The organism is Haladaptatus sp. W1, from assembly GCF_001723155.1.
Classification (GTDB): domain Archaea; phylum Halobacteriota; class Halobacteria; order Halobacteriales; family Haladaptataceae; genus Haladaptatus; species Haladaptatus paucihalophilus.
The window spans coordinates 1-7050 of record NZ_MEIH01000127.1 but is presented as its reverse complement, the minus strand read 5'-3'; the positions used below and the strand labels follow the sequence as shown (position 1 = coordinate 7050).

Genomic DNA, 7050 nt, shown 5'->3' with positions numbered 1-7050 from the left:
TCGTCTTCGGTCATCTCGGGGCGGTCGTAGGCGTCCGGGGCGGAGTCGGCGACGGCCTCGAAGTCTTCCCAGTCGCCACTGACCGCCTCCGCGTCGGTGGTGATGAACACCTCCGTCGGTATGTCGTCGCGAATCGCCTCGATTTTCTCGGTGTACTCGTAGTCGGCGATCACTGCTTTTGCTCCGCTATCGTTCACGATGTAGTCGAGTTCGCTCGGTGTTAGCCGATAGTTCAGCGGCGTGTGGATCGCACCGAGTTGAATCGTCGCGTACGCAGTTTCGAGGTGGTAGTGTGTGTTCGGGTCAATGACCGCGACGCGGTCACCCTTTTCGATGCCTCGCGCTTGTAGCGCCGCCGAGAGTCGATCGACTCGATCACCGAGCTCGCCGTAAGTATACCGCTCTCCCGTGGTTGTTACTACGGCGTCCATCTCGCCGTAGTAGATCCTCGCACGGTCTAGGAACTCCGTCGCAAGTAATTCTCTATGCATAGGTATAGCATGACAATTTTACACGAAAAGTCGAGGGGTTTGTATGTAAACTGCCTCGGGGTCACGCCCCCGAGGCTTTTGCGTGGACTCCTGTTCTAACTGTTGACAACGGTAGGCGAATACTCGCCATTCACGTTCAGCATCCCGCGATTCAAGCGCACGTCTACGGGTGCGCCTCCATCGTTTGCGTTTTGCCGACGCCGGAGATACTGCAAACCGATGTTCTTTGCAGCGTTGTAATCCGCGTGATTCTCGCACCCACACTTCTGACACACGAACGCTTCTCCCGAGCGATTGTCGTCGTGGGTAAACCCACACGTCGAACACTGTTTGGACGTGTTCCGAGGGTCAACCTGTACGACTTGTACGTCGTGTTCGACGGCCTCCTCGATGAGTTCGTTCGATACCGTGTGTAGGACTATCTCGAAGCGACCCGTTTCCTTGCGATTGACACTTTGGATGTTGTCGTGAGAGTGGCGAGAACCACACTGTTGGAGTGTGCCACGACGCGTTTCGTATTCTCTGCGCCAGTGGTTGAACTCGTCTGCTGACCAGAATCGCCCCGTGGTCGCGACGGCGATGTTGTTGACACCCAAATTCACACCAAGGACTGTTCTGTGCTTGGCCTCTGAGTCAGGTGTCTCGTCGTCTTCGACTTTCTTCATGGAAGCGTGGAGATACCACTCGCCGTCTCGGTACTGCAAGTGTGCCATCCGAAACCCAAAATCCTCGTTTCCAACGTACTTCGTCGGCGGTGTCTCCGATCCGTCGGTGAGAATGTAGTCGCACTCGATACGCCCGTCAACGATGGGGAGGGAAACAGGGTAACGGTGGAACGTCGCACTCCGCTTATCGTACACTGTACCGTCAGAGGAAAAGTACGCTTGTGACGTTTCTTCACTACGTTCGAGACGAGCGACACCGCTTTTGACAGCTTCGACTGCCCGTCGAATCCCTTTCTGAGCGAGGTTCGCAATGAGGGTGGTTTCGTCGCGTAGGCGGTCGTAGAGGGCGCGTTCGGCTTTGGCTTCCTAGGTGACTTGGTATCCGTCGGTCCCGTGCCAGCACCAAGGTTCATCTGTAAACCTCTGCACAGCGAGGAACCAAACGTGTTAGACAATTTTCGTATGCTTGTGATGAAAGCACTTATCTATAATGAACAATGAGAAACTTTCCAATGGAATCATTAATGGTCGATATGGTGCAATACGACTGCCCATATATCGACACCACGGTGGACCACGACGTCTCGTTCACCGGCCTCCACTGGGACTACAACACCGCGCGACAGCGACTCGAATCTCGTGTGTTAGTCAAAGGCGAGAGTGTGGACGCACTCGACGCAGGGCTCAGCGCCCTCAGAGAACACCAAAACCAAGCGGACTATCGGTTACTCTCACGCCGGGGCGATCAAGCAATCATCAAGAATACGGTCGATCAAACCAGCGCGATGCGAACCATCCGTGACAACGGCGGGTACCTCACGGGAGCGTTCGAAGCGAGCGACGGGAGCGAGCGCTGGCACATCGGGTTCGACCGGAGCGACACCGTCGGCGATGCACTCTCCGAACTCGACCGGCACAACGACTTTACAATCGAGTCGCAGGCGACCATCACGTTCGAAGACTATTTCGACGTGATCAATAACGTGGACACGGCGAAAAACGTCCTGGACGCCGTTCGAGGATTGACCGATACCGAGGCGAAGACGATCCAGCGTGCGATGGAAGCCGGCCACTTTGAGACCCCGCGTGGTGCGACCGTTACCGACCTCGCAGCTGAATTCGACATCTCGACGACCGCTTTCTCGAAAAACGTCCGCCGTGGTGAGCGAAAACTGTTGGCTGCACTCGTTACTGCGATGGACGACGTGGAGAAATGACGGTCAGAGAGCCGACGGCCGGAGGTTCCCCTGGAAACCCCAGTGCCTTCGGTGCCCGAAGTAGCGTGTAACAAGTATGGCACAACTTAGCGGTACGGTTGCCGTCGTTACGGGCGGTGCAAGCGGAAACGGACGGGAAATCTGCCAGACGTTCGCTGCTGCGGGCGCGGACGTGGTCGTCGCCGACGTGAGAGAGGACCCTCGCCAGGGTGGGACCCCCACCCACGAACTCGTCGAAGCGGAGGGCGGACGCGCTACGTTCGTCAATTGTGACGTCAGTAACCGCGCCGACCTCGAAGACGCCGTCGAGGCCGCAGAAGCGTTCGGTGGCGTGGACGTGATGGTCAACAACGCTGGGATATTCAGGGGCGAAGAGTTCCTGGATGTCCGCGAGAAGGGACTCCAGCAGTTTCTCGACGTCAACGTCAAGGGCGTGTTCTTCGGGTCACAGGTCGCCGCCGAACGCATGCTCGCTTCCGACGGCGGAAGCATCGTTAATATGTCCTCAATCGGTTCGATTCGCGCACTCGGCGCGTACACCGCCTACGACCTGACGAAGGGCGCAGTCACGTCGATGACGTACTCGCTGGCGGACCGCTTCGGCGATGCGGGCATCCGTGTCAACGCCATCATGCCCGGTATCATCGGGACGGCGATGACCGAGGAAGACGTTCCTATCGTCGGCACCGACCACGGCAACCAGTACGCTAGGGAATCGATTCCGATGGAACGCTTTGGGAGCCCCGAGGAAGTTGCCAACGCCGCACTCTTTCTCGCAAGCGACCAGTCGTCCTATGTCAACGGGGAATCACTCGTCGTCGACGGCGGGGTGACCCATACCGGGTAGCCCAACCGTCATCCCGACAATCTCGAAAGTAGAACCGCCTGGAACTATCGGTGTTTCGGAACAGAACGGTACCCGTCGCGTCCTGGGCTCGCTGTGTGACCCGTCGCTACGGAGTCCACTGACGGTGAAGGGAACCCTGGCGTTCTGTCGGGAGACCGAGTGAGGCTGTACTTCGTGAACACTCCCGAGTACGTCACTGCAATCTACGGATGTACGAAGATCAGCACCGTCCAGACCCTGATCGACTGGCGGTACCGAGAGCGGGAAGTTCGTCACACGATTGATACGACGGACATCTCGACCATCCTCATCCAGCCGGACGACGACGACCTCGATATCCTCGACGCGGTCGTCCTCGACTTCGAGGACTGCGTGACGGCCGCGCTCTCGACGCTCGTCTCCGAGGCAGGGACGACTCGAAATTCCGACCACGAACCGGACCGCGACTACCACGGCTGGAACCGGAAGAGCAACCTTCCAGACTGGGAAGAACACGTCTACGTTTCCCTGGAAACGGTACGTTCTACAGTGTCAGCAACCGCTGGGGGTGACACTTCAAAATTCGCGAGCTACTCGGTCAGTCGGCTTCGGCGCTGCCGACCGAGAGGTACTGGTCAAGCAGGTCGTCGCGGTCCCGCAGGTCGTCGACGGAGCCGTCCCAGACGTTCGAGCCCTTCTCGATGATGTAGGCTCGTTCCGAGAGGCTCAGTGTGAAGTCGACGTTCTGTTCGGTCAGTACGACCGTCACGTCGCGTTTGACGACCTCGCTGAGGACATCCGCCAGGTCGTCGACGATGACCGGTGCCAGTCCCTCGGTTGGTTCGTCGAGCAGGAGGACGTCAGGGTCCTGGACCAGCGCTCGGGCCACCGACAGCATCTGCTGTTCGCCGCCAGAGAGGTTCTGACCCAGACTCTCGCGGAGGTCGGTCAGCACCGGGAAGGCGTCGTACATCTCCTCCATTGGCCGGGGGTCGGCGCAGGTGTCCCGGGCGACCAGGATGTTCTCGTTGACGGTCAGGTCGGGGAAGATCCGGCGTCCCTCTGGCACCAGCTTGATTCCCGAACGGCTGATCGAATCGACTGACTCGTGGCTGATGTCCCGGCCGCGGTAGCTGATGTGGCCCTGGCGCTGGGGGACTGTCCCTGTGATCGTCCGGAGTGTCGTTGTCTTGCCAGCGCCATTTCGGCCCAGCAGGCCGACGACCTCGTTCTCCTCAATCGACATCGCGAGGTCGAACAGGACGTGGCTGTTGCCGTAGTAGGCGTTGACGTCATCGAGTTCGAGGACACTCACACTTCCTCACCCCCAAGGTAGGCCTCTTTGACGCGTTCGTCGGCCATCACCTCGTCGGGTGTGCCGTCGGCGATCAGTAACCCGCTCTCCAGGACGAGGATGCGATCCGAGATTCCCAGTACGACCTCCATGTCGTGCTCGGTCAAGACGAACGTCGTGTCTGTCTCCTCGTCCAGTCGGCGGATGAGATCGACCATCCGGTCGGTCTCGGACTTGTTCATTCCGGCCGTCGGCTCGTCCAGCAGGATGATCGACGGGGCGGTCCCAAGCGCAAGAGCGATCTCGACTTTCCGGGCGTCGCCGTGGGAGAGGTTCGCACATTCGATGTCGGCGACTTCCTCGAGGTTTGTGAGTTCGAGGATCTCCCAAGCGGCCTCGGTGAGTTGCTCGTCGTCTTTCGTGATGGCGGTCAGGTCGCTTGTCCGCCGGTCGTGGCTGATCCGCGCCACCCGAACGTTGTCCAGTACCGTTAGCCCCTCGAAGACATTGTTGATCTGGTAGGCTCGCGAGAGGCCCCGACGGGCGATCTCGTGGGGTTCGTCATTGGTGACATCGACCAGTTCGGTGCTTTCCCGGGGGCGGAGCTTCACCGTTCCGGAGGTGGGCTTGAGCGTCCCGCTCAGCAGATTGTAGAACGTGGTCTTGCCAGCCCCATTAGGGCCTATGATGCTGGTGATCTCGTCGTCGTCGATACTGACCGTGACGTCGTCAACGGCGACGAGGCGGCCGAACAAGCGTTTGAGTTCGTCGGTTTCCAGTACTGAACTCATGCTTCCACCGACCCGAACAGGCCCTCGGGCTTGACCAGAAGGATGAGAATCATCGCCAGGAACGGCATCAGTTCACCGGCACCGGTCACGCCTATTACCGGCCCCATCGCCGACAAGATACCGATGACGTACGCGCCGATGAAGGCTCCACTGAACGAGCCGAGGCCACCCAGCACGACGACAATAAACGCCTGAATGATGACCTGATCGCCCAGCACAGGCTTGATACTCAGGATGGGTGCCGAGAGTGCCCCGCCAAGGCCGGCGAGGGCAGCACCGACGAAGAAGACGGCTGTGTACAACATCGGCACGTTGACCCCAAGCAGCTGTGCCATGTCACGGTCGCTGGCCGTCGCCCGGACCTTTCGGCCAACGTTCGTGTACCGAAGCGTGGCCAGCAAGGCAGCCATCGTCAGGACGGACATCATGATGACGAACGCACGGTAGGTGGAGATGGTGTAACCAGCCGGGAGCATCAGTTTGCCGGCGAGCTGAGCCGGCGGCCCGATGCTGGGGGCCGAACCGAACAGTTCTCTGATTATATCGGTAAAAATGAGGACGAATGCGAAGGTCAACAGCAGCTGGTCGAGCGGTTCTCGGTCGTACACTCGGCGGATGAATCCCCACTCCATAACGGCACCAACGAGTCCGACCACGAGCATGGCGAGGACGAGTCCCACCCAGTTACCCAGCTGGGGAAAGGCGAATCCGAGCAGTTCGCCGCCGGTCGAGAATAGGACGGCTACGTAAGCGCCGATCATGTAGAGGACGCCGTGGGCGAAGTTCAATACGTCCATCACACCGAAGATGATGCTCAGCCCGACAGCCACCAGGAACAGCTGACTCCCGATGCTGACCCCGGTGATGAGCTGTGTGATAACAAAATCTACCGATACCATACGAACAGTTGGTTCGTTCCCTGTATTAAAGGACATGTTGACTGGTGAACGTTCACATGTGAACAAGGGTCTATAATGGATGTTCTATGTATATAGTTATCGTGCAGGTATGACACGCAACATGTCGGGGAATGATATAAACACAACCCAGGACACGTCGGATACCTCGGGTGTATCACGCAGAGGGTATCTCGCAGCTGTCGGAGCGGGGGCGGCAACCGGACTCGCCGGGTGCATGGGCGGCTTCGGCGGCGGCGGTGACGGCACGGTTAAAATCGGCGGTATGTACCTCATCACGGGTGTCGCCTCCGTACTCGGCAAAGCGTCTGCGGCAGCGGCCCGGACCGCCGTCGACGCGGTTAACGAAGCTGGCGGTATCAACGGCAACGACGTCGAAATCGTCATCCGCGGTCACGGTGATGACCCGGCAGCCCAGCTGAAGAGCCTCGTCCAAGAGGAGAAGATCGACGCCCTCATCGGGCTGACATCCTCCGGTGTCACACTGGCCAATGCGGAAGCCATCAACCAGCTTGGCGTCCCAATGACGCTGACAGACATCGGCACGCCGTACATCACGGAATACGACACGGACAAATACCCAGACAAGGCCTCGTTCAAGAAGAACATCTTCCGGACGAATGCCAACACATCCACGAACGTCTACGGCATCGCCGAGGACGCCAACAAGAACCATAGTGGCTCGCGCGTCGCCAACATCGGCCCCGGCTACGCCTACGGTGAGCAGGTCTGGAGCTACTTCAAGGCCTACTCCGACGGCTTGGGTTCCGGTCACGAGTACGTCGCCAGCGAGTTCCCTAGCCTGGGTGCGACGGACATGACCCCTCAGATCAACGCCATCCTAAACGC

The 7050-nt window shown here is 59.1% G+C and carries 8 protein-coding genes and 1 pseudogene; 4 read left to right on the top strand and 5 right to left on the bottom strand.

What is annotated here, in order from left to right; genetic code table 11:
- Together BG842_RS06975 and BG842_RS32725 are read right to left on the bottom strand one after the other, a co-directional pair.
- Window positions 1–491 (bottom strand): AMP-binding protein (locus BG842_RS06975; protein WP_139136053.1); only part of this gene is annotated, 491 nt, incomplete at its 3' end.
- A 95-nt stretch (window positions 492–586) separates the two neighbouring features.
- Window positions 587–1573 (bottom strand): annotated as a pseudogene (locus BG842_RS32725) (RNA-guided endonuclease InsQ/TnpB family protein); the annotation flags it as partial.
- Window positions 1574–1689: 116 nt separating this feature from the next.
- On the opposite strand from BG842_RS32725, the gene BG842_RS06965 reads away from it, so the two are divergent.
- The 3 genes from BG842_RS06965 (at window position 1690) to BG842_RS33005 (ending at window position 3904) form a co-directional block, all read left to right on the top strand.
- Window positions 1690–2373 carry a helix-turn-helix domain-containing protein gene (locus BG842_RS06965; protein WP_254662960.1) on the top strand — a complete coding sequence of 228 codons (684 nt, stop codon included), beginning with the start codon at window positions 1690–1692 and terminating at the stop codon, window positions 2371–2373.
- Between the two features lie 76 nt (window positions 2374–2449).
- On the top strand, window positions 2450–3220 hold the full coding sequence (locus tag BG842_RS06960; protein ID WP_069450216.1) for an SDR family oxidoreductase: 771 nt from the start codon (window positions 2450–2452) through the stop codon (window positions 3218–3220).
- 159 nt (window positions 3221–3379) lie between these two features.
- Window positions 3380–3904 (top strand): AMP-binding protein, encoded by a 525-nt coding sequence (locus BG842_RS33005; RefSeq protein WP_217493283.1) that lies wholly within the window; start codon window positions 3380–3382, stop codon window positions 3902–3904.
- Here BG842_RS33005 and BG842_RS06955 read toward each other — a convergent pair.
- From BG842_RS06955 to BG842_RS06945, 3 genes are read right to left on the bottom strand one after another with little or no spacing between them, the layout of a single operon-like run.
- Window positions 3798–4514 (bottom strand): ABC transporter ATP-binding protein, encoded by a 717-nt coding sequence (locus tag BG842_RS06955; RefSeq protein ID WP_069450215.1) that lies wholly within the window; start codon window positions 4512–4514, stop codon window positions 3798–3800. The genes BG842_RS33005 and BG842_RS06955 overlap by 107 nt on opposite strands.
- Window positions 4511–5284, bottom strand: coding sequence for an ABC transporter ATP-binding protein (locus tag BG842_RS06950; RefSeq protein ID WP_069450214.1), 774 nt, complete (start codon window positions 5282–5284; stop codon window positions 4511–4513). Before BG842_RS06950 ends, BG842_RS06955 begins: the two co-directional genes overlap by 4 nt.
- Complete coding sequence (locus BG842_RS06945; protein ID WP_069450213.1) at window positions 5281–6183, bottom strand: branched-chain amino acid ABC transporter permease; 903 nt, start codon at window positions 6181–6183, stop codon at window positions 5281–5283. The genes BG842_RS06950 and BG842_RS06945 overlap by 4 nt, the downstream gene beginning before the upstream one ends.
- Window positions 6184–6418: 235 nt before the next feature.
- Here BG842_RS06945 and BG842_RS06940 point away from each other — a divergent pair.
- On the top strand, window positions 6419–7050 hold a 632-nt coding region (locus BG842_RS06940; protein ID WP_217493282.1), incomplete at its 3' end, for an ABC transporter substrate-binding protein.

Coding starts and splice junctions, on each gene's coding strand:
- BG842_RS06945 (WP_069450213.1), bottom strand. CDS start 6,183: ATGGTATCGGTAGATTTTGTTATCACACAGCTCATCACCGGGGTCAGC.
- BG842_RS06950 (WP_069450214.1), bottom strand. CDS start 5,284: ATGAGTTCAGTACTGGAAACCGACGAACTCAAACGCTTGTTCGGCCGC.
- BG842_RS06965 (WP_254662960.1), top strand. CDS start 1,690: ATGGTGCAATACGACTGCCCATATATCGACACCACGGTGGACCACGAC.
- BG842_RS06960 (WP_069450216.1), top strand. CDS start 2,450: ATGGCACAACTTAGCGGTACGGTTGCCGTCGTTACGGGCGGTGCAAGC.